Genomic DNA, 22,003 nt, shown 5'->3' on the forward strand with positions numbered 1-22,003 from the left:
GACTACGACGTTGATAGGTCGGGTGTGTAAGCGCAGCGATGCGTTGAGCTAACCGATACTAATGAACCGTGAGGCTTAACCTTACAACGCCGAAGATGTTTTGGCGATGAGAGACGATTTTCAGCTGATACAGATAACAGAATTTGCCTGGCGGCTTTAGCGCGGTGGTCCCACCTGACCCCATGCCGAACTCAGAAGTGAAACGCCGTAGCGCCGATGGTAGTGTGGGGTCTCCCCATGCGAGAGTAGGGAACTGCCAGGCATCAATTAAAAGAACCCCGTACCGTATGGTGCGGGGTTTTTTGCTTTGGGTTTTTCCCGTCGCCGGAGAGAGCATCAGACAGCACACCGCCACACCAGCCAACGACCCTTAGTCTTTATCCTATAACTTACCTTGCTAACAGAAAATGTGATCTTACTCTCAATGTTATTTATAACAAAATAATAACATTTGCTTTACAAGATCGTGAGTTCTCAGGACTCAGCATGCCGTTTTTATGGCAGGAGCATAATCACAATGACAGAAAGCATAACATCGAACGGGACGCTGGCTGCCAGTGATTCCCGTAGAAGGGTATGGGCAATCGTCAGTGCCTCTTCAGGGAACCTGGTGGAATGGTTCGACTTTTACGTCTACTCATTCTGTTCACTTTACTTCGCACATATCTTCTTCCCGTCCGGCAACACCACCACACAGCTTCTGCAAACGGCTGGCGTATTTGCTGCGGGCTTCTTAATGCGCCCCATTGGTGGATGGTTGTTTGGACGGATCGCAGACCGTCGAGGACGTAAGGCATCCATGCTGATTTCGGTCTGCATGATGTGCTTTGGCTCGCTGGTGATCGCCTGTCTTCCCGGTTATGACGCTATCGGGACATGGGCGCCGGCTCTTTTGCTACTGGCTCGTCTGTTCCAGGGACTTTCTGTTGGAGGAGAATACGGTACCAGCGCCACTTACATGAGTGAAATTGCCCTTGAAGGCCGGAAAGGATTTTACGCCTCTTTCCAGTACGTCACGCTTATTGGTGGCCAGCTTCTGGCCATTCTGGTGGTGGTTATTCTGCAGCAGGTCCTTACCGACAGCCAGCTTCATGAGTGGGGATGGCGAATTCCTTTCGCGATGGGCGCTGTACTGGCGGTCGTCGCACTCTGGTTGCGTCGTCAGTTGGATGAAACCTCGCAAAAAGAGGTCCGGGCGCTGAAGGAGGCGGGATCGTTTAAAGGGCTGTGGCGTAACCGCAAAGCTTTCCTGATGGTTCTCGGGTTCACCGCGGGCGGTTCTCTCAGCTTTTACACCTTCACCACCTACATGCAAAAATATCTGGTGAACACCACGGGCATGCACGCCAACGTCGCCAGCGCTATCATGACCGTCGCGTTGTTCGTCTTTATGCTGATTCAGCCACTTATTGGCGCGCTCTCCGATAAAATAGGGCGTCGCACGTCAATGCTGATCTTTGGCGGCATGTCCGCGTTATGTACTGTTCCCATTTTAACTGCGCTTCAGCACGTTTCCTCACCGTATGCCGCCTTTGGTCTGGTCATGCTGGCGATGGTCATTGTCAGTTTTTACACATCGATCAGTGGGATCCTGAAGGCTGAGATGTTCCCGGCACAGGTACGCGCTTTGGGGGTAGGGCTTTCTTATGCGGTCGCCAATGCGCTGTTCGGTGGCTCTGCGGAGTACGTCGCGCTGTCGCTTAAATCATGGGGAACGGAAACAACCTTCTTCTGGTACGTGACGGTGATGGGGGCACTGGCCTTTATTGTCTCCCTGATGTTGCATCGAAAGGGTAAAGGTATTCGTCTCTAATAGCGAGCCATCTGCCACACGGCATAGCCGGTCGTGGCACCGGCTACGTCCCAGGCAAAGTCTTTCCAGCTCCAGCCGCTCCCCGCGGGGCGGCTATCCCACAGTTCTTTTGAAGCCCCAAGGCTTACAGAGAACATCAGGCCGATTGCCGCACTACGATCCCGACTGTACCCCTGATGTTGTGCATACTCATTACCGGCAGCGGACAACATCGCGGAGGCGAGAAAGTGTTGCGCTTTATCCTGCCCGGACCAGCTATCGTTAGCCATATGGCTACAGCCACTGAGAAAGAGAGCACTCAGCAAGAGAAGAATACGCATTAGCGGACTCCAAAAAAAAGCCCTGTCGCTGACAGGGCCTGGACATCACAGAATACGGCTGATAAGTCTGTCAATACGGATTCGACGCAGGCGACGAATAAGCTTGCGGACTTTCACCGGGTAATCGGCAATGCTCTGCAGTTCACGGTAATGCTGAACCACAGTGGTATGCGTGCGAATAAGCTCGAGCTCACGTTCACGACTGGTCGCTAACTCATGTTTCGGGTCATGGATCAGGATGGCATTTTCGAGATCCAGACGCCAGGCGCGAGGGTTGAGGTTATTGCCCGTAAGCAGCATCCATTCATCGTCGACCCACATCCCTTTCAGATGATAACTGTTGTCTTCATCTTTCCACAGACGCACGACCAGCTGGTCAGTGTTAACGTAATACTGTAAACGGCTCAGGAAACGGCGCAGGTTAATCTCATAGAGATAAGGGAGGGCACCGATAATCTTGAACGGTTGATCTTCAGGAATAAAGAAGTCGTTAGCCGTTTTGTCACCGACGATAATTTCAACTTTTTTACCATCACGCAGCAGCTGAATGATATTACGCACCAGCACGGCGGGAAGGTTGAAGTAAGGGGTGCAGATGATGAGTTTCTGCTCCGCACACGGCATCAGGTGGAAAATCGTTTTGTTCAGCAGGCTTGATTTGCCTAACCCCACCAGCGGTGTAACGGATAGCTCTTCGTTATTGGCATCGCCCTGGAAATGGTAGACCGCATCACGCAGTTCCTGGCGGAACGCGCGGATATCATTTTTAATTTCCGGGCTTTTAGGACGGTGTGGATCGTCAAGACGATTTACGCCGCGACCCTGTACTAAGTTCTTATCAACCCAGTTAAACATGATATCCGCCATCTGGGGATTACGAACCAGATGGTAACGGTCATATCGATATTTATCGAGCTGATGAAGGTAAACATCATTCAGGCTCGCGCCGCTGTACAGCACGCTATCATCAATGATGAACCCTTTGAAATGAAGGACGCCGAGCGCTTCTCGGGTATTTACAGGTACGCCGTAAACGGGCACATCGACGCCAGGATTTTCCTGCGCCGTGCGGCAATACCAGTCAGCATTGGTGTTTGAAGCAGCAGCGCCTATACGGCCACGCTGAGCGCGGTGCCAGTCGACCAGCACTCGAACATCCAGTTCCGGACGTTGACGCTTGGCTTCATAGAGCGCATTTAAGATCGCGCGCCCACCTTCATCTTGTTCAAGATACAGGGCCACAATGCAAATGCGACGCGTAGCGCCGGCAATCTTTTCCAGAAGCGTCTCCCGAAAATGGGCGGGAGCGTAAAAGAACTCTACATCATCAACTGACTGAGAAATCTTCGGTAGTTGAGCAAGGTGTTGTTGATGTTTATTACGCTTAAATTTTGACAACATCACAGTGCGTTTCTTCTCTGTTCATTGAAGGGTTGTCTGTACCATGCAAACAACATAAGCGGACAATGATACCACCAGTCCCGTCCAAAGTGGGTAACATTTCCAGTAGCTTACTCGGCTTTATCCGCTGATATCAGGCTCAGGGATAAGGCCACAATACCTTCGTCCAGCTGAATATCAACGTCAAATCCAAGTTTTCGCGCCAGGGTCACCATACCGCGATTGTTAGGCATAGTAATGCCATTGAGGCGTAACAATCCGTGATCTCGCGTATAACTGATGAGTTTTTCCAGCAGCCGTCGCCCCAGACCCAACCCTTTCAGATCGGAGCGCACCAGCACAGCAAACTCCGCATCAACATTATCCGGGTCGGAAATAGCACGCGTAACGCCGAGGATCTCATCGCCCTTATCGGAACGACGAACGGCGACAAATGCCATTTCTCGATCGTAGTCGATCTGGGTCATATTGGCTAAATCATCGTGGGTAAATTCGTTGATTTCGCTAAAATAGCGATAGTAAAGATCCTCTTTCGTTACCTGAGAGATGAACGTGCGCAGCTGCGGTTCATCTTCCGGCAGGATAGGGCGGAACAACGCGCGCTCCCCGTTTTTCATCTCCACCCACTCCTCCAGCTGCAGAGGATACGGACGGATCGCAAGGCGGCTCTCCCTGTCACCCTCGAAAGGCGCGATATCCAGCGTGACGTCCAGGGCCGTAAACTCACTGCCGGAGGCGAGCAGCGGGTGGATGTCCAGCCGCTGGATCTCCGCGCAATCAACAATCAGGTTAGACACCTGCACCAGGAACTGACTCAACCCGGCAATATCAAGAGGGCGCAGCGCGCTTCGGCCCCGTATTTTTTTGCTTTTGATGGCCTGAATGATCAGATAACGCGCCAGGTTCATGTTCAGTGGTGGCAAAGCCACGACCGCCTGCTCCTCAGGACGCCACTCGACGCCGCCTTCCCCCAGCATGATAAGCGGGCCAAAGACAGGATCGTATTCAACCACCACGCGCAGCTCCTGAGCGCCCGCGCGATTAGCCATGCTTTGCACCAGCAACCCGTGGATCCGCGCCTGAGGCCAGGCCATTTTGACCCGGTCGAATATGGCATCAGCGGCTTGCTGTACCTCGGTCGCAGTCCGCAGGTATAACATCACCCCCTGGACATCAGACTTATGCGGGATATCCGGTGAGCGAAGCTTGAGGGCAACGGGATAGCCAATTTGTTCGGCAATATGCACGGCTTCGGCGCTGTCGCCGGCAATCCAGGTGGGCAGGGTTTGCATCCCGTAACTGCCTAGAATCGGCTGCACTTCGTGCGTATCAAGCGAGGTGGCTCCCTCTTCGATAGCCTGCTGTAAAAGCCGGTGAACATCCGCCGTGTTCGCCGTCAGGTTCCCCGGTAAAGCCGGGGTTTCACGGAGCTGCTTCTGGTTGCGGCGATACTCCACCATATGCATGAACGCCGTAATCGTGCCTTCCGGAGTGCGGTAGGTGGGCAGACCGGCTTCACTGAACAGGCGTCGTGCCTCCTGGGAAGAGAACTCACCGCACCAGTTGGTCAGCAGGGTGACATATTTTCCACGAGGATGGTTCCGGACGGCGTCAATCAGTGCGCGCGCGCTTTCACTCCCGGGAGCGACCGCGCTGGGGGAGTGAATAATCATCAGCGCGTCGAAATCCTGGCTATCCAGTAAAAGGGAGATCGCCCTGATATAGTGATCGCTACTTGCGTCATCGCGCAAATCGAGGGGATTGCCTGGGCTAACGCTTGCCGGCAGCGCCTCTTTCAGGCGTTGTAGCGTCTCCTCACCCAGGGTGGCCAGCTTGCCATTGCGCAGCCACAGTTCATCCAGTGCAAGTGCGGCAGGAGCCGCGCCATTACTGACAATCATTAACTTCTCACCGCGTAATGGACGCATATGGCTTAACGTCTCGACGGCGGAAAAAAGCTCGTGTGTATCCTGAACCCGTAACAAACCTGCGCGTTGAATCGCGGCATCCCAGGCGGGATCCATGCCGGAATGCGACTGCAGCAGACGCTGGGCGGCGGGGCTACGCCCGCTTTTGATCACCAGAATCGGTTTGTTACGGGACGCGCTACGGGAAGCTGATACAAAACGACGGGCGTCGCTCAGGTGCTCAAGATAAAGAAGAATGGCGCTGGTTTTGCTGTCGCGAGCCAGAAAATCGAGCAGTTCATCAACGTCGATGTCCAGGCTGTCACCCAGAGCAATGAAGTAGGAAAACCCCATCTCACGCTGTTGCGCCCAGTCGAGGATCGTGTTCGATACCGCAGCCGATTGCGAAATAAATGCGAGTTTGCCTTTGCGGATAGGGACCGGGGAGAAGCTGGCATTCAGCCCCTGCCACGGGGCGAGCAGGCCCAGACTGTTTGGCCCAAGAATGCGCATCTGGTAGCGACTGGCGCATGCCAGAAGCTCCGGCTGCTGTTCGGGCGGAGACGAGAGAATAATGCAGGTTTTACATCCTTTCCTGCCGAGCGACTCCAGCAGGGCTGGATTACGTTTCGCATTTGTACACAGGATGGCAAGGTCCGGTATGAAAGGCAGGCTCTGCACGTCCGGCCATGCCAGCACCCCTTGAACAGCCTTATAGGCAGGCGTCACAGGCATGACGGGGCCATTAAATCCGCCAGCCAGCAGGTTACGCATCATCAGATAGCCTGCGCGATCCGGTTTCTTTGATGCACCGATAACGGCAATGGATTTAGGACGAAGTAGCGCTTCTAACCCTCGCTGGCTCATGCAGGCCTCCTGTGAATGCAAGCGACCTGATGATTTTAAACGTTTTCTGTCTCAGTTGCTGTGACGCTGCCCTTATGAACGGTTTTTCCTGCCAGGTAGCGTTCACGAAAGCGGGAGAAATGGCTCCCCAGCGCACCTGCCGCGACGGTATCTCCCGCTAAATCCAGAAGGGCAATCGCCACTTCAGCAGTACAGTACTGCCCGTCAGCATGCGCTTCTCGCAGGCGGTAGGCCGAGACGCGGGAAAGGTCGACCGAAATCACCGGCAATGAATCGAGATAAGGACTTTTGCGGAACATTTTTCGCGCTTCGGTCCAGGTTCCGTCCAGCATAATAAACAGCGGCGGTTTACCAGATGGCGGTGCCGAAAGTACCTGGCGATCTTCGCCAGCATACGAGGCCGGAAATACGACCATTGGCTGATAGTCCGGGTTTGCCACTAAGTCGAGCAGGGCTTGAGGCGGTTCCGTGCGTGACCACTGAAATGCCGCGGTATCCGGCAGAATGTCGGCAATAAGGCGTCCGGTATTGCTGGGTTTCATTGGTTCGGTATCGAACATGACCAGGCAAAAACGACTCTTCGCCGTGCTCGGCGCAAGGGTCTCGCACAGACAAACTTTTAGCGGCAGCAGACAACGCTGACAGCGGCGAACACGATTGCCGCGGGCAAGAAAAGGGCGAGTCGCGCGGGCCAGGCGTGCGGCGCGCAGTTGAAGAACAGCGTTATCAGTCATGGGCGAAGTGCAGGAAAAACCCTATTTTCGCAGAGGAAGGAACGGGGCACAAGATGCGCCCCGTTAATGTTACAGCGATTCGTTTAACCAGCTATCAAACGGTGCTTTAGGAACAGCACCGTTAAGCATGTCGATCACTTCACCATTTTTGAAAATCATGATGGTTGGGATGCTGCGAATGCGAAAGCGTGCACTCAGCTCACGTTCTGCTTCGGTATTGACCTTAACAAAACGCATTTTGCCGCTGCGTTCTTCGGCAACATCTTCGAAGACAGGCGCGAAGCTACGGCACGGACCACACCACGGTGCCCAAAAATCGACAACCACCGGAAGATCGTCCTTGAGGAGTTTGTCCAGCGTAGCACCCGTAGCGTTGATAACATCGCCATCAAACAGTTCATGGCCACAACGCCCGCATTTCGCACCATCTTCAATCCGATCGTCCGGAATGCGATTAAGAGCCTGACAGTTGGCACATACGGTATTCATAACTAACCTCTGATAGAGCCGTGGGACAGCGGCAGAATGCCGATAATGTTTCTAATATGTTACATATTATCATTCAGCCTGTTTGAAACGACAATGCGTTTTATTCAATGAGAACAATAGTCACAGGCTTTTGTACGAATTTATGGCTATGAGCTTGCACATCGGGTAATCTGCGCGCTTCGCGCAGCGCTGGTGGAGAAAAGCATGAACGACGAAATGAAAAACAAAAGCGGCAAGGTCAAAGTGATGTATGTCCGCAGTGATGATGACTCCGATAAACGCACCCAAAATCCGCGTACCGGAAAAGGTGGCGGGCGTCCGGCGTCTTCTCGTGCAGACGGTGGCCGTCGCCCCGCCCGCGATGACAGAAATAACCGCAATGATGACCGCAAACGTGATGACCGCAAGCGTGACGATCGCAAACGCGATGATTTCTCGCGCGAGGGTTCATCCCCCTGGCGTACCGTTTCTCGTGCCCCTGGTGAAGAGGCGCCTGAAAAAGCCGATCACGGTGGTATCAGCGGGAAAAGCTTTATTGACCCGGAAGTGCTGCGCCGTCAGCGTGCAGAAGAGACCCGAGTCTATGGCGAGAATGCCTGCCAGGCGCTGTTCCAGAGCCGTCCTGAGTGCATCGTTCGCGCATGGTTTATCCAGAGCGTAACCCCGCGCTTTAAAGAAGCGCTGCGCTGGATGGCGGCAAACCGTAAAGCCTACCATGTGGTGGATGACGCTGAGCTGACGAAAGCATCAGGCACTGAACACCACGGTGGCGTGTGCTTCCTGATCAAAAAACGTAACGGGACTACCGTACAGCAGTGGGTTAGCCAGGCGGAAGCCGATGACTGCGTGCTGGCGCTTGAAGATGTGGGCAACCCGCATAATCTGGGTGCAATGATGCGTAGCTGCGCGCACTTTGGCGTGAAAGGCGTGCTGTTACAGGATGCCGCGCTGCTGGAATCGGGTGCCGCGATCCGTACCGCAGAGGGCGGGGCAGAGCATGTTCAGCCGATCACCGGCGACAGCGTTCTGGATGCTATTGAGCAGTTCCGTAATGCGGGATATGCCATCGTCACGACCTCCAGCCATGCCGCTACGCCGCTGTTTAAAGCGACACTGCCGCGTAAAATGGTGCTGGTGCTGGGTCAGGAGCGTGATGGCCTGTCGGATGCTGCGCTTTCCAGCGCGGATCTGAGCGTCTCTATCGACGGTACAGGCAATGTTGAAAGTCTGAACGTTTCCGTTGCGACTGGCGTACTGCTGGCGGAATGGTGGCGCCAGAATAAAGCATAATACTGTGCGTCGGATGTGCCCGCTAAAAACGGGCACATCCGATGCGTTACTCACTCTCAGCCGGTAACACTGGCATCCAGTCAATTGGCGTTTCGCCACGTTTTTCCAGCCACTCGTTCGCCAGAACAAAATGATTACAACCAAAGAAACCACGATGCGCTGACAGCGGTGACGGATGCGGTGCCTTCAGGACATGATGACGCTGCCTGTCGATAATCGCCCCTTTCTTCTGCGCGTGGGAACCCCACAGTAAAAACACCACCCCTTCACGATGCTCGTTGATAAGGCTGATGACTTTATCGGTAAAGGTTTCCCAGCCCAGGCTGGCGTGAGAATGTGCCTGACCGGCGCGTACGGTGAGTACCGTATTCAGTAACAGCACGCCCTGGCGCGCCCAGCTTTCCAGATAACCATGAGTGGGCCGGGTAAACCCGGGCACGGTCTTTTCGAGTTCTTTGTACATGTTCAGAAGCGAAGGGGGGATAGCAACCCCAGGACGTACAGAGAAAGCAAGCCCGTGAGCCTGTCCCGGTCCGTGGTAAGGATCCTGACCGAGGATAACAACTTTCACATCGCTGAGTTCGGTATAGCGAAACGCGTTGAAAACATCCTTTTGTGGCGGATAAATCGTCTGGCCAGACTGCCGCTCTGCCGCAACGGTGCTGAGGGTGTTAATAAAATAGGGCTGCTGTTTCTCTTCTGCCAGCACATCGTGCCAGGTCAACGGTGTCGTCATCTCGCTCTCCTGCGAATCACATTCTGCGCCTAGCTTAACCGCTAAAACCCGGGGTGCAAAATCCCAGGCATAAAATCACCGTAAGTCATTCAATTTATTTTGAATAGATGCGAAAGGAGTTGAGCTGGCAAAGCAATGAAATTGATCTGGAGCAATAAAATCAAACCACACTCTTTGTGTGGTTGGTGTTTTTGTTGATTTAAATCAATAAATGACCGGGGTGCGAGTGATATATATACACACAAGAAACAATGGTTTTACCAATTGGCCGCGCGAGGCCGACACCAGTTAATGTAGCCTAAGGGAGGCAACACATGATTACAGGTATCCAGATTACTAAAGCTGCAAATGACGACCTGCTCAACTCTTTCTGGCTGCTGGACAGCGAGAAAAATGAAGCGCGCTGTGTAGTAGCGAAAGCGGGTTTTGCTGAAGATGAAATCGTTCCGGTGAACAAACTGGGCGAAATCGAATACCGTGAAATCCCAATGGAAGTAAAACCGGAAGTGCGCGTTGAAGGTGGTCAGCACCTGAACGTGAACGTGCTGCGTCGTGAAACGCTGGAAGATGCGGTTAAGCACCCGGAAAAATACCCACAGCTGACCATTCGTGTATCAGGTTATGCAGTACGTTTTAACTCTCTGACCCCGGAACAGCAGCGCGACGTTATTGCGCGTACCTTTACTGAAAGCCTGTAAGGTTTCAGTCTCGGGGGTGGAATAAAAAAGCCGGGGTTTTCCCCGGCTTTTTTTACTCTTCAGTTTTCGTCTCTGGTGCGGCAGAGCTTGGTTTACGGCGTTTACCAATATTCTTGGTATCGCGGTGGCGCTGCTTCACGCGCGGCTTCTCTTTTTCTTTCTCTTTTTTCTCAGCACGTTTTGCGAGCGCTTTTTTAGACGGTTTGCCCGTCATTTTTTCACTCGGTGCACGTGTGGTCGGGCGAAGCTCATCAATAACGCGTGCTTTCAGTGGCTCATCAACGTAGCGGCCAATTTTCTGCAGCAGCAGGTAGTCATGCGCTTCGACCAGAGAGATCGCGATACCTTTGCGTCCGGCACGGCCGGTACGGCCAATGCGGTGCAGATAGGTGTCGCCGCTGCGTGGCATATCGAAGTTAATGACGTGACTGACGTCCGGAATGTCGATCCCGCGTGCAGCAACGTCTGTTGCGACCAGCACGTTCACGCGACCATCAGTCAGACGTTTAATCCCTTCGGTACGCTTAACCTGCGCCATCTCGCCTTCGAGATAGCAGTTATTGATTCCGGCATTACGCAGCATTTCAGCCAGTTCATGCACACGCTCGCGCTTACGCACAAAGACGATGGTACGGGTGGCATCGTCCTGCTTCAGCAGGTGCTTAAGTAACTCAACCTTGTGTTCAAGGTTATCTGCACGGTAATACCACTGGTGGATCTTCTTGCGTTCGCGCGTGGACGGCGTCGCGGAAACTTCCACCGGATCTTCCAGCAGGCGCTCTGCGAAGTCTTTGATCGCGTCCCCTTCAAGGGTGGCAGAGAACAGCATCGTCTGGTTACGCCAGCGCGTCTCACCCGCGATATGTTCGATATCCTGCGCGAAGCCCATGTCCAGCATACGGTCAGCTTCGTCCAGAATCAGTGTTTCTACCGCGCGGCAGTCGAAGTTCTCTTCTTTAATGTACTGCAGCAGGCGACCGGTCGTCGCAACGACGATGTCCTGATTTTCGCTGAACACTTCGGCGTGGTTCATATACGCAACGCCGCCAGTGATCGTGGCGATATCCAGATGGGTATTGGCCGCCAGCTCGCGGGCGTGATCGGCAACCTGCATCGCCAGCTCGCGCGTCGGCGTCAGGATCAAAATACGCGGCGGGCCTGATTTTTTACGTGGAAAATCGAGCAGATGCTGCAACACAGGCAGCAAGTAAGCTGCTGTCTTCCCCGTGCCGGTTGGCGCAGAACCGAGCACATCGCGGCCCTCAAGCGCAGGCGGAATGGCCGCTGCCTGAATGGCGGTCGGGCGTGTAAAGCCTTTGCTCTCAAGTGCATTGAGCAGGCTTTCATCGAGTTCAAGTTCGGAAAAAGTCGTTACAGTCATGTTCTACCTCTGTGTGGGGCGCTGATTATAGACGTTACGGCTGTAATCTTCATCTGTTTGTATGGATATCGCTTTGCGGCCACTTCGCTTTCCCCTATGCTACTCCAGTTTCACTTAGAAGGTTGCCCTGACATGTCTCAACTCAAAGCGCAGTTGCGCCGCGATGGTTTTACGTTTAAACAATTTTTTGTCGCTCACGATCGCTGTGCCATGAAAGTCGGTACAGACGGTATTTTACTGGGTGCCTGGGCACCTGTCGCAGGTGTAAAGCGTATTCTGGATATTGGGACGGGCAGCGGGCTGTTGGCGCTGATGCTGGCGCAACGTACCGAAGCGCATGTCACCATAGATGCGGTGGAGCTGGATGCGCAGGCGGCGGAGCAGGCGAGTGAAAATGCGGCTGAATCTCGGTGGGCCGCCCGGATTAACGTTGAATGTGCAGATGTGCTCGACTGGACGCCGGAGCAAACCGCGCGTTACGACCTGATTGTCAGCAATCCTCCCTACTACGCGCCCGGTGTTGAGTGCGGAACGCCTGAGCGTGAACAGGCCCGTTATACCGGCTCCCTCGACCATAAGGCGCTGCTGATCAGTGCCGCAGAGCTTATTTCAGAAGAGGGGTTTTTCTGCGTGGTTCTGCCAGAAAGCACCGGCAATGCGTTTATTGGCATAGCGCAAGAGATTGGCTGGAAATTACGTTTACGCACCGATATTGCGGATACCGAAGGGCGATTGCCGCACCGCGTGCTGCTGGCGCTCTCACCCAAAGAAGGTGAATGCTTTAACGACCGAATGGTGATCCGTGGGCCAGACCAGCGTTATTCCGAAGATTACACCGCTCTGACCCAGGCGTTTTATCTGTTTATGTGAACCTGCGGGGAGAGGATCGACGGGCCGGACTCGGCCAGCTGCTCGGGGTAGTCGAGGGTATAGTGCAAACCGCGGCTCTCTTTGCGCATCATCGCGCAGCGAACAATCAATTCGGCAACCTGAACCAGATTGCGCAGCTCCAGCAGATTATTGGATACGCGGAAATTGGCATAATATTCATCGATTTCCTGCTGCAGCATTGTGATACGGCGTAATGCGCGTTCAAGACGTTTCGTGGTCCGCACAATCCCGACGTAGTCCCACATAAACAGCCGCAGTTCGTGCCAGTTATGCTGAATAACGACCAGCTCATCCGGGTTTTCCACGCGGCTTTCATCCCAGGCAGGCAGGTTTTCAGTCTGACGGGCGTAAGGCATGCGCTTCGTGATATCTTCCGCGGCAGACCAGCCGTAAACCAGACACTCCAGCAGTGAGTTCGACGCCATCCGGTTCGCGCCATGAAGCCCGGTATAACTTACTTCACCGATAGCATACAGGCCATCCACATCGGTGCGACCATGATCGTCAACCATTACGCCCCCGCAGGTATAGTGGGCGGCAGGCACGATGGGCACCGAATCGCGGGTTAAATCAATCCCCAGACCCAGCAGCTTTTCGTAGATCATCGGGAAATGCTGGCGGATAAACTCTGCCGGCTTATGGCTGATGTCCAGATACATGCAGTCCACGCCAAGACGCTTCATTTCATGGTCGATGGCGCGGGCAACGATATCGCGCGGTGCCAGCTCGCCCCTGGGGTCAAAGTCCGGCATAAAGCGGGAGCCGTCAGGACGTTTCAGGTATGCGCCTTCACCGCGCAGGGCTTCCGTCAACAGGAAATTACGCGCCTGAGGATGGAACAGGGCGGTCGGGTGAAACTGGTTGAATTCAAGGTTTGCCACGCGACAACCGGCGCGCCAGGCCATGGCGATCCCGTCTCCGGAGGCAATATCGGGGTTGGTGGTATACTGATACACTTTGGATGCACCGCCAGTCGCCAGTACTACGGCCTTCGCCTGACAGGTCTCAACCTTTTCTTTATTGCAATTCCAGACCCAGGCACCCACGACACGACGCGTACCCGGAAGGCCAATCTTGTCGGAAATAATCAGGTCAACGGCATTGCTGCGCTCAAGGACCCGAATGTTAGGATGGCTGAGGGCTTTGCTGACCAGCGTGGTTTCGACTTCTTTACCGGTAGCGTCTGCGGCATGCAGGATACGGCGGTGGCTATGCCCGCCTTCGCGGGTCAGGTGGTAGCTCTCTTCACCGTTTGGTTGTACCTGTGTATCAAATAATACGCCCTGATCGATTAACCACTGCACGCAATGACGGGCATTACTGGCCACAAACTCTGCGGCATGTGCATCCACGATCCCGGCCCCGGCAATCAGCGTATCGTCGACATGCGACGCAATGCTGTCTGTCTCATCAAACACGGCGGCAATACCGCCCTGGGCATAAAACGTAGAACCTTCACTCATCGGCCCTTTGCTCAGAACGATAACGCTCTGATGTTCGGCCAGACGCAGTGCCAGGGAGAGACCGGCAGCGCCGCTACCGATGATCAGTACATCACAATGCAGTTCAGGTGTTGTGTTCATGATTTTTGTTTAATTTACTAAACAGTGTTTGGTCAGAATAGCATCCGAATGCGAGATATCGCACGTTTTTTTTGATGTGAGTTGTAACCGCTAAACTCGAGGCGGAGGATTAAAACCACGTAAAAGAAAGAAAATATTTTGCGAAGCAGATCGTTAGCGTCAGATTTTGTGGTGAAATAAAGACTGGGTTGCGTTACTCTTCTGGCGGGAAAAGAGATGTTTCTTGTCATAAAGTGGTGCGTATCGTGAACAGACTTATAATGAGAGAAAATGAACAGTCTGCGGCGCGATGAACAAAAACAAAGGCGTTACGGAACTTATTGAAGATCAGACACTCTAATTCGGTGCTTGCTCAAAGTGCGGTTTTTTAAGAGTGGCGTTTCGATAACGCGTGGAATTTAGGTTTGGGGAGACATTACCTCGGATGAGCGAGCAGTTAACGGACCAGGTCCTGGTTGAACGGGTCCAGAAGGGAGATCAGAAAGCCTTTAACTTACTGGTGGTGCGCTACCAGCATAAGGTGGCGAGCCTGGTTTCCCGCTATGTACCGTCAGGCGATGTGCCTGATGTAGTACAAGAGTCTTTTATTAAGGCCTATCGCGCGCTGGATTCATTCCGGGGAGATAGTGCTTTTTATACCTGGCTGTACCGTATTGCGGTCAATACGGCAAAGAATTATCTGGTCGCTCAGGGTCGCCGTCCGCCTTCAAGTGATGTGGACGCAATCGACGCCGAAAACTTCGAAAGTGGCGGTGCGCTGAAAGAAATTTCGAACCCTGAGAACTTAATGTTGTCAGAAGAACTGAGACAAATCGTTTTTCGCACGATCGAGTCGCTCCCGGAAGATTTACGCATGGCAATTACGTTACGGGAGTTGGATGGTCTGAGCTATGAAGAGATAGCCGCCATCATGGATTGTCCGGTCGGCACGGTACGTTCACGTATTTTCCGTGCGCGAGAAGCAATTGATAATAAAGTTCAACCGCTTATCAGGCGTTGACGATAGCGGGATACTGGAAAAGGTATTAGGCATGCAGAAAGAAAAACTTTCCGCTTTAATGGATGGTGAAACGCTGGATAGTGAGCTGCTCAACGAGCTGTCTCATTCTCCCGAAATGCAAGAGACCTGGGAGAGTTACCATCTCATCCGTGACACCCTTCGCGGTGACACCGGCGAGGTTCTCCATTTCGATATCTCAGCTCGCGTGATGGCGGCCATTGAAAATGAGCCTGTCCGTCAGACCACTCCGCTGATTCCTGAAGCTCAACCTGCGCCTCACCAGTGGCAGAAAATGCCGTTCTGGCACAAGGTGCGTCCGTGGGCCAGCCAGCTCACCCAAATGGGTGTGGCTGCATGCGTATCGCTTGCAGTTATCGTTGGCGTCCAGCACTATAATACTCAGTCTGAAACTAATCAGCAGCCAGAAGCGCCAGTGTTCAACACACTGCCGATGATGGGCAAAGCCAGCCCGGTAAGTTTGGGTGTTCCGGCTGATGCATCCGCCAGCGGCGGCCAGCAACAGCAGGTTCAGGAGCAACGCCGTCGCATTAATGCGATGTTGCAGGATTACGAGTTGCAGCGTCGTCTGCACTCTGAACAGCTTCAGTTTGAGCAGGCACAAACCCAGCAAGCGGCTGTGCAGGTGCCCGGAAACCAAACTTTAGGAACGCAATCGCAGTAATGAAGCAACTTTGGTTCGCCATGTCTCTGATGGCGGGTAGCCTGTTCTTCTCTGCCAACGCCTCGGCTGATGTTTCATCCGGGGCGTTGTTGCAGCAAATGAATCTGGCCAGCCAGTCACTCAATTACGAGTTGGCATTTATCAGTATCAATAAGCAGGGCGTCGAGTCGTTACGATACCGCCATGCCCGTCTTGATAACCAGCCGCTCGCCCAGCTTTTACAGATGGATGGCCCGCGTCGGGAAGTTGTCCAGCGTGGTAACGAAATCAGTTATTTCGAACCCGGTCTGGAGCCTTTCACGCTGAATGGCGATTATATCGTCGATTCTCTGCCATCGCTTATCTACACCGACTTCAAACGTCTTGCGCCTTACTATGATTTCATTTCAGTAGGGCGTACGCGCATTGCGGACAGACTGTGTGAGGTGATCCGCGTTGTTGCCCGTGACGGAACGCGCTACAGCTATATCGTCTGGATTGACGCCGAAACCAAGCTGCCAATGCGTGTAGACCTGCTTGACCGTGATGGTGAAACGCTGGAACAGTTCCGCGTTATCTCCTTTAGCGTGAACAATCAGGTGGGTAATAGCATGCAGAATCTGGCGAAAGCCAGCCTGCCGCCGTTGCTTTCGGTACCGGCGGGTGATTCCGTCAACTTCAACTGGGTTCCTTCCTGGATCCCGCAAGGGTTTAGCGAAGTCTCCAGCAGCCGCCGACAACTGCCAACCATTGAAACACCGGTTGAATCGCGTCTTTATTCCGATGGTTTGTTCAGTTTCTCGGTGAACATTAACCGCGCATCGGCAAACAGTTCTGAACAAATGCTTCGTACCGGACGCAGAACGGTCAGCACCACGGTTCGCGATAATGCAGAGATCACCATTGTGGGTGAATTACCGCCACAAACGGCGAAGCGTATTTCCGACAGCATTAAATTCAGGGCTGCACAATGATTAAAGAGTGGGCTACGGTCGTATCGTGGCAGAATGGCATTGCGCTGGTGAGCTGTGATGTTAAGGCCTCATGCAATAGCTGTGCTTCCAGAGCCGGTTGCGGTAGCCGCGTGCTGAATAAGCTCGGGCCGCAAACCTCGCATACCATTTCCGTGCCAAGCGATCGGCCGCTGATGGTGGGGCAAAAGGTGGAGCTGGGAATTGCAGAAGGTAGCCTGCTCACGTCCGCCATGCTGGTTTATCTCTCTCCGCTGGTGGGGCTGTTTGTTATGGGCGGCGTATTCCAGATGCTGTTTGGTACCGATGTGGCCGCCATGTGTGGTGCGGCATTGGGCGGCGTAGGGGGATTCTGGCTGGCCAAAGCTCTTTCCCCGAAGCTCGCCGCACGCGAAGAGTGGCAGCCTGTTATTCTCAGCGTTGGGCTAGCACCCGACCAGCTTCGTGTAGAGACGCTCTCTTCTGAGGCCCGGTGATCCATCGGGCTTTGTCCTTTTTTACGTCCTAAAACAGAAAACGCCATTTCTTCACGCTATACCTGGCGCTAAGTACATTTCCAGGTAACGGGGATGTAGTGTAGAATGCGGCGTTTTCGCACTGAAAAACGTCAGGCTAAGAACAGCGGCCTCCAGGAATTCGTAAGGCATAATTATTTAACTATATGAAGAACATACGTAACTTTTCGATCATTGCTCACATTGACCACGGTAAGTCGACGCTGTCTGACCGTATTATCCAGATTTGCGGTGGCCTGTCTGATCGTGAAATGGAAGCCCAGGTTCTGGACTCCATGGACCTGGAACGCGAACGCGGTATCACCATCAAAGCGCAGAGCGTTACGCTTGATTACAAAGCGGCTGATGGCGAAATCTACCAGCTGAACTTTATCGACACCCCAGGCCACGTTGACTTCTCCTATGAAGTTTCACGCTCGCTGGCGGCCTGTGAAGGCGCGCTGCTGGTTGTGGATGCCGGGCAGGGCGTTGAAGCCCAGACCCTGGCAAACTGCTACACCGCGATGGAAATGGATCTCGAGGTTGTGCCGGTTCTGAACAAAATTGACCTGCCAGCTGCCGATCCTGAGCGCGTAGCGGAAGAGATTGAAGATATTGTCGGCATCGACGCGACCGATGCGGTGCGCTGCTCCGCTAAAACGGGCGTGGGCGTGACCGACGTGCTGGAACGCCTGGTGCGTGATATCCCGGCACCAGAAGGTGACCCGGATGCCCCGCTGCAGGCGCTGATCATCGACTCCTGGTTTGATAACTACCTGGGCGTTGTCTCGCTGGTGCGTATTAAAAACGGCACCATGCGTAAAGGCGACAAAATCAAGGTAATGAGTACTGGCCAGGTTTACAACGCTGACCGTCTGGGTATCTTCACGCCAAAACAGGTTGACCGTACCGAGCTGAAATGTGGCGAAGTAGGCTGGTTGGTCTGCGCCATTAAAGACATCCTCGGCGCGCCAGTGGGCGATACCCTGACCGGTGCACGTAACCCGGCAGACAAAGCGCTGCCAGGCTTTAAAAAGGTTAAACCGCAGGTTTACGCGGGTCTGTTCCCGGTCAGCTCTGACGACTATGAAAACTTCCGTGATGCGCTCGGCAAGCTGAGCCTCAACGATGCTTCCCTGTTCTATGAACCAGAAAGCTCCACGGCGCTGGGCTTCGGCTTCCGCTGCGGCTTCCTTGGTCTGCTGCACATGGAGATCATCCAGGAGCGTCTGGAGCGTGAATACGATCTGGATCTGATCACCACGGCACCGACCGTTGTGTACGAAGTGCAGACCACCAACAAAGAGATCGTCTACGTCGATAGCCCGTCCAAGCTGCCGCCGCTGAACAATATCGAAGAACTGCGCGAGCCCATTGCAGAGTGTCATATGCTGCTGCCGCAGGAGTTCCTGGGTAACGTTATTACGCTGTGTATTGAGAAGCGTGGCGTACAGACCAACATGGTGTACCACGGTAATCAGGTTGCGCTGACGTACGAAATCCCTATGGCGGAAGTGGTCCTCGACTTCTTCGATCGCCTGAAGTCTACCTCTCGTGGCTATGCGTCACTGGATTACAACTTCAAACGCTTCCAGGCGTCTAACATGGTGCGTGTGGACGTGCTGATCAACGGCGAGCGTGTGGATGCGCTGGCACTGATCACTCACAACGACAATGCGCCATACCGTGGCCGTGAGCTGGTTGAGAAGATGAAAGAGCTGATCCCGCGTCAGCAGTTTGATATCGCGATTCAGGCCGCCATTGGTAACCACATTATTGCCCGTTCTACTGTGAAACAGCTGCGTAAAAACGTTCTGGCGAAATGCTACGGCGGTGACGTCAGCCGTAAGAAAAAGCTGCTGCAGAAACAGAAAGAAGGTAAGAAGCGTATGAAGCAGGTCGGTAACGTCGAACTGCCGCAGGAAGCATTCCTTGCCATCCTTCATGTTGGTAAAGACGGCAAATAACCCTAAGGAGTTGGCATGGCGAACATGTTTGCCCTGATTCTGGTCATTGCTACCCTGGTGACAGGTTTGTTGTGGTGTCTGGATAAGTTTATTTTCGCCCCAAAACGCCATGAACGTCAGGCTGCCGCACAGGCAGCCACTGGCGATGGGCTGGACGCGAAAACCCTGAAGAAAGTCGGCCCGAAACCGGGCTGGCTGGAAACCGGGGCATCGGTATTTCCGGTGCTGGCGATTGTGCTGGTTGTCCGCTCGTTTATTTACGAGCCGTTCCAGATCCCGTCTGGTTCAATGATGCCAACGCTGCTGATTGGCGATTTTATTCTGGTTGAGAAGTTTGCCTACGGGATTAAAGATCCGATCTACCAGAAAACGCTGATCGAAACCGGTCATCCAAAACGTGGCGACATCGTGGTGTTTAAATACCCGGAAGATCCGCGTCTGGATTACATCAAGCGTGCAGTGGGTCTGCCGGGTGATAAAGTCACCTACGATCCGGTGGCGAAAGAAGTTACCGTTCAGCCTGGCTGCAGCTCCGGTACCGCGTGTGAAAACGCGCTGCCAATCACTTACTCAAACGTTGAGCCAAGTGATTTTGTGCAGACCTTTGCTCGCCGTAACGGCGGTGAAGCGACCAGCGGTTTCTTCCAGGTGCCCAAAGGCGAGACCAAAGAGGACGGTATTCGCCTGGTTGAACGTAAAGAGACGCTGGGTGATGTGACCCACCGTATCCTCACCGTGCCAATCGCGCAGGATCAAGTGGGGATGTACTACCGGCAGCCTGGCCAACAGCTGGCCAGCTGGATCGTACCACCGGGACACTACTTCATGATGGGTGATAACCGCGATAATTCCGCGGACAGCCGTTACTGGGGCTTTGTGCCGGAAGCGAATCTGGTAGGTAAAGCGACCGCTATCTGGATGAGTTTTGAGAAGCAGGAAGGCGAATGGCCGACCGGCGTTCGCCTGAATCGTATCGGCGGGATCCATTAATTCTCATTAAATGAACGCGTAGCCGCGTTAATTAGCGGCTACGTGAATTATTTCAGCGATAAATCTCTTTGGACTAACGACATCCCCTGTCGTTGTGTATAGAATATTCCCCCGAAGTTTAAGGTTGGCCCTGCAAGGGTGCCACGGCACACGAAACCGCGTTGGTCTTCTCAGGTCGGTTTCGTGTGCTGCATTTTTGACGCATTCATTTACTGGTATCGCATGAACCCCATCGTAATTAATCGGCTTCAACGGAAGCTGGGCTACACTTTTCATCATCAGGAGTTGTTGCAACAGGCATTAACCCACCGCAGTGCCAGCAGCAAGCATAATGAGCGCCTCGAGTTCCTGGGTGACTCTATTTTAAGTTTCGTGATCGCGAATGCGCTTTATCATCGTTTCCCACGTGTGGACGAAGGTGATATGAGCCGCATGCGCGCGACGCTGGTTCGGGGTAATACCCTGGCGGAAATCGCTCGTGAATTTGAACTGGGCGAATGTCTGCGACTTGGGCCGGGTGAACTGAAAAGCGGCGGCTTCCGTCGTGAATCTATTCTTGCCGACACGGTCGAAGCATTAATTGGTGGTGTGTTCCTGGACAGCGATATTCAGACTGTAGAAAAGCTGATCCTTAACTGGTATCAAACCCGTCTGGACGAAATCAGTCCGGGCGATAAACAAAAAGATCCGAAAACGCGTCTGCAGGAATATTTGCAGGGTCGCCACCTCCCGCTGCCATCCTATCTGGTGGTACAGGTGCGGGGCGAAGCGCACGATCAGGAATTTACCATCCATTGCCAGGTCAGTGGCCTGAGTGAACCGGTGGTCGGCACAGGTTCTAGCCGTCGTAAGGCTGAACAGGCTGCCGCCGAACAGGCGTTAAAAATGCTGGAGCTGGAATGAGCGAAGAAAAAACGTATTGCGGGTTTATTGCCATCGTCGGACGTCCGAACGTTGGCAAATCTACCCTGTTGAATAATCTGCTTGGGCAGAAAATTTCCATTACTTCCCGTAAGGCGCAGACCACGCGTCACCGCATCGTCGGTATCCACACGGAAGGCGCCTATCAGGCGATCTACGTTGATACCCCGGGCCTGCACATGGAAGAGAAGCGCGCCATCAACCGCCTGATGAACAAGGCGGCGAGCAGCTCGATTGGCGACGTAGAGCTGGTGATTTTCGTGGTTGAAGGCACCCGCTGGACGCCTGACGACGAAATGGTGCTGAACAAACTGCGCGACGGTAAAACGCCGGTGATCCTTGCGGTCAACAAAGTGGACAACGTGCAGGAAAAAGCCGATCTGCTGCCGCACCTGCAGTGGCTGGGAAGCCAGATGAACTTCCTTGATATCGTCCCGCTGTCTGCCGAGACCGGTCTGAACGTCGATACCATCGCAGGCATCGTGCGCAAACATCTGCCGGAAGCGATTCATCACTTCCCGGAAGATTACATCACCGATCGTTCTCAGCGCTTTATGGCCTCTGAGATCATCCGTGAAAAACTGATGCGTTTCCTTGGCGCGGAACTGCCGTACTCCGTAACGGTTGAGATTGAACGTTTTCAGACCAACGAACGCGGCGGCTATGACATCAACGGCCTGATCCTCGTTGAGCGCGAAGGGCAGAAGAAGATGGTGATCGGCAACAAAGGTGCCAAGATCAAAACCATCGGCATTGAAGCGCGCAGAGACATGCAGGACATGTTTGAAGCCCCGGTTCACCTTGAACTGTGGGTGAAGGTGAAATCAGGCTGGGCCGATGATGAGCGTGCATTGCGCAGCCTCGGTTACGGCGACGACGTCTAAGACTG

At 53.7% G+C, this 22,003-nt stretch carries 20 protein-coding genes and 2 rRNA genes; 14 read left to right on the top strand and 8 right to left on the bottom strand.

The features are described 5' to 3' along the window. The 3 genes from BJ887_RS01795 to BJ887_RS01805 all read left to right on the top strand — a co-directional run. A 23S ribosomal RNA gene (locus BJ887_RS01795) occupies positions 1 to 83 on the top strand; the annotation flags it as partial. A gap of 63 nt (positions 84 to 146) precedes the next feature. Next, positions 147 to 262 (top strand): 5S ribosomal RNA (gene rrf / locus BJ887_RS01800). A gap of 255 nt (positions 263 to 517) precedes the next feature. Next, the gene (locus BJ887_RS01805; protein WP_020882991.1) at positions 518 to 1,813 is read left to right on the top strand and encodes an MFS transporter; all 1,296 of its coding nucleotides are present in this window, start codon (positions 518 to 520) and stop codon (positions 1,811 to 1,813) included. On the opposite strand, the gene BJ887_RS01810 is transcribed toward BJ887_RS01805, so the two are convergent. From BJ887_RS01810 to trxC, 5 genes are all read right to left on the bottom strand, one after another. Then, positions 1,810 to 2,133 (bottom strand): YfiM family lipoprotein, encoded by a 324-nt coding sequence (locus BJ887_RS01810; RefSeq protein ID WP_014171230.1) that lies wholly within the window; start codon positions 2,131 to 2,133, stop codon positions 1,810 to 1,812. The genes BJ887_RS01805 and BJ887_RS01810 overlap by 4 nt on opposite strands. Positions 2,134 to 2,178: 45 nt before the next feature. Beyond that, positions 2,179 to 3,534, bottom strand: coding sequence for a CDP-diacylglycerol--serine O-phosphatidyltransferase (pssA, locus tag BJ887_RS01815; protein ID WP_020882993.1), 1,356 nt, complete (start codon positions 3,532 to 3,534; stop codon positions 2,179 to 2,181). 110 nt (positions 3,535 to 3,644) lie between these two features. Continuing rightward, positions 3,645 to 6,308: a protein lysine acetyltransferase gene (gene pat / locus BJ887_RS01820; protein ID WP_121339121.1), complete on the bottom strand. Its 2,664-nt coding sequence runs from the start codon at positions 6,306 to 6,308 to the stop codon at positions 3,645 to 3,647. A 35-nt stretch (positions 6,309 to 6,343) separates the two neighbouring features. Further along, positions 6,344 to 7,042, bottom strand: a complete 699-nt coding sequence (tapT, locus tag BJ887_RS01825) for a tRNA-uridine aminocarboxypropyltransferase (protein ID WP_020882995.1) — start codon at positions 7,040 to 7,042, stop codon at positions 6,344 to 6,346. A gap of 69 nt (positions 7,043 to 7,111) precedes the next feature. Further along, entirely contained in the window at positions 7,112 to 7,531 is a 420-nt protein-coding gene (trxC, locus tag BJ887_RS01830) for a thioredoxin TrxC (RefSeq protein ID WP_014171226.1), read from the bottom strand. Between the two features lie 204 nt (positions 7,532 to 7,735). Here trxC and BJ887_RS01840 point away from each other — a divergent pair, with 204 nt between their 5' ends. After that, the gene (locus BJ887_RS01840; protein WP_121339123.1) at positions 7,736 to 8,821 is read left to right on the top strand and encodes a tRNA/rRNA methyltransferase; all 1,086 of its coding nucleotides are present in this window, start codon (positions 7,736 to 7,738) and stop codon (positions 8,819 to 8,821) included. A 46-nt stretch (positions 8,822 to 8,867) separates the two neighbouring features. Here the strand turns inward: BJ887_RS01840 and ung are convergent, their stop codons facing one another. Further along, positions 8,868 to 9,557: a uracil-DNA glycosylase gene (gene ung / locus BJ887_RS01845; protein WP_025203444.1), complete on the bottom strand. Its 690-nt coding sequence runs from the start codon at positions 9,555 to 9,557 to the stop codon at positions 8,868 to 8,870. A 314-nt stretch (positions 9,558 to 9,871) separates the two neighbouring features. Between ung and grcA the strand changes: the two genes are divergently transcribed. Then, entirely contained in the window at positions 9,872 to 10,255 is a 384-nt protein-coding gene (gene grcA, locus BJ887_RS01850) for an autonomous glycyl radical cofactor GrcA (RefSeq protein WP_013098327.1), read from the top strand. A gap of 52 nt (positions 10,256 to 10,307) precedes the next feature. On the opposite strand, the gene srmB is transcribed toward grcA, so the two are convergent. Next, complete coding sequence (srmB, locus tag BJ887_RS01855) at positions 10,308 to 11,636, bottom strand: ATP-dependent RNA helicase SrmB (protein WP_020882998.1); 1,329 nt, start codon at positions 11,634 to 11,636, stop codon at positions 10,308 to 10,310. Positions 11,637 to 11,768: 132 nt separating this feature from the next. On the opposite strand from srmB, the gene BJ887_RS01860 reads away from it, so the two are divergent. After that, positions 11,769 to 12,506, top strand: coding sequence for a tRNA1(Val) (adenine(37)-N6)-methyltransferase (locus BJ887_RS01860; RefSeq protein ID WP_040018164.1), 738 nt, complete (start codon positions 11,769 to 11,771; stop codon positions 12,504 to 12,506). Here BJ887_RS01860 and nadB read toward each other — a convergent pair. Then, positions 12,491 to 14,110: an L-aspartate oxidase gene (gene nadB, locus BJ887_RS01865; protein ID WP_121339125.1), complete on the bottom strand. Its 1,620-nt coding sequence runs from the start codon at positions 14,108 to 14,110 to the stop codon at positions 12,491 to 12,493. The genes BJ887_RS01860 and nadB overlap by 16 nt on opposite strands. A 424-nt stretch (positions 14,111 to 14,534) precedes the next feature. On the opposite strand from nadB, the gene rpoE reads away from it, so the two are divergent. From rpoE to era, 8 genes are all read left to right on the top strand, one after another. Beyond that, a complete protein-coding gene (rpoE, locus tag BJ887_RS01875) occupies positions 14,535 to 15,110 on the top strand; it encodes an RNA polymerase sigma factor RpoE (protein WP_006176728.1) in 576 nt (191 codons plus the stop codon). Positions 15,111 to 15,141: 31 nt separating this feature from the next. After that, complete coding sequence (rseA, locus tag BJ887_RS01880; protein ID WP_025203448.1) at positions 15,142 to 15,792, top strand: anti-sigma-E factor RseA; 651 nt, start codon at positions 15,142 to 15,144, stop codon at positions 15,790 to 15,792. Further along, positions 15,792 to 16,745, top strand: coding sequence for a sigma-E factor regulatory protein RseB (gene rseB / locus BJ887_RS01885; RefSeq protein ID WP_014171218.1), 954 nt, complete (start codon positions 15,792 to 15,794; stop codon positions 16,743 to 16,745). The genes rseA and rseB overlap by 1 nt, the downstream gene beginning before the upstream one ends. Continuing rightward, entirely contained in the window at positions 16,742 to 17,218 is a 477-nt protein-coding gene (gene rseC, locus BJ887_RS01890) for a SoxR-reducing system protein RseC (protein WP_014171217.1), read from the top strand. The genes rseB and rseC overlap by 4 nt, the downstream gene beginning before the upstream one ends. A gap of 185 nt (positions 17,219 to 17,403) precedes the next feature. Next, positions 17,404 to 19,203 (top strand): translation elongation factor 4, encoded by a 1,800-nt coding sequence (gene lepA, locus BJ887_RS01895; RefSeq protein WP_014171216.1) that lies wholly within the window; start codon positions 17,404 to 17,406, stop codon positions 19,201 to 19,203. Positions 19,204 to 19,218: 15 nt separating this feature from the next. Further along, entirely contained in the window at positions 19,219 to 20,193 is a 975-nt protein-coding gene (gene lepB / locus BJ887_RS01900) for a signal peptidase I (protein ID WP_014171215.1), read from the top strand. A 222-nt stretch (positions 20,194 to 20,415) separates the two neighbouring features. Further along, the gene (rnc, locus tag BJ887_RS01905; RefSeq protein ID WP_003860711.1) at positions 20,416 to 21,096 is read left to right on the top strand and encodes a ribonuclease III; all 681 of its coding nucleotides are present in this window, start codon (positions 20,416 to 20,418) and stop codon (positions 21,094 to 21,096) included. Then, positions 21,093 to 21,998 (top strand): GTPase Era, encoded by a 906-nt coding sequence (gene era / locus BJ887_RS01910; RefSeq protein WP_014171212.1) that lies wholly within the window; start codon positions 21,093 to 21,095, stop codon positions 21,996 to 21,998. The genes rnc and era overlap by 4 nt, the downstream gene beginning before the upstream one ends. Positions 21,999 to 22,003 lie beyond the last annotated feature (5 nt).

The organism is Enterobacter sp. WPR_3_1, assembly GCF_003635055.1.
GTDB lineage: Bacteria > Pseudomonadota > Gammaproteobacteria > Enterobacterales > Enterobacteriaceae > Enterobacter > Enterobacter ludwigii.